The organism is Methylobacterium marchantiae, assembly GCF_042679825.1.
Taxonomy (GTDB): Bacteria; Pseudomonadota; Alphaproteobacteria; order Rhizobiales; family Beijerinckiaceae; genus Methylobacterium; species Methylobacterium marchantiae.
In genome coordinates this window covers 1-573 of record NZ_JBHTND010000095.1, presented here as the reverse complement: position 1 = coordinate 573, position 573 = coordinate 1, and the positions used below count along the sequence as shown (strand labels likewise).

The following is a 573-nucleotide window of genomic DNA, read 5'->3' as shown; positions in this document are numbered from 1 at the left end:
CACCAGCCTGCTCGACCCCGCATTTGCGCCACAGCTGGCCGAATACGCCGGCGCCGTCGCCGCCCGCTATCCCTGGCTCGAGTACTACACCCCGGTCAACGAACCCTGTACCACGGCCCGCTTTGCGGGACTGTACGGCCTGTGGTACCCGCATGGCCGCGATGACCGCACCTTCATCCAGGCGCTGCTGAACCAGTGCCGCGCGGTGGTGCTGTCGATGCGCGCGATCCGCGCGGTCAACCCCAACGCCAAGCTGGTCCAGACCGATGACCTGGGCAAGACCTACAGCACGCCCGAAATGGCGGACGTGGCCGAGTTCTACAACCTGCGCCGCTGGCTCGCGTGGGACCTGCTGTGCGGGCGGGTCGACACCGACCACGCGCTGTGGGACTACCTGACCCGCAGCAGCATCGATGCCACCGAGATCCTCTGGTTCCGCGACAACCCCTGCCCGCCCGACATCATCGGCGTCAACTACTACGTCACCAGCGAGCGCTGGCTCGACCACCGGCCCGAACGCTACCCGCCGCACCACCGCGGCGTGATCGATGGCCGGCCTTGCGCCGACATCGA

1 pseudogene is annotated in these 573 nt (G+C 68.1%); it reads left to right on the top strand.

The features are described 5' to 3' along the window. A pseudogene (locus tag ACFQ4G_RS21980) lies at positions 1-573 on the top strand (dTDP-4-dehydrorhamnose reductase); the annotation flags it as partial.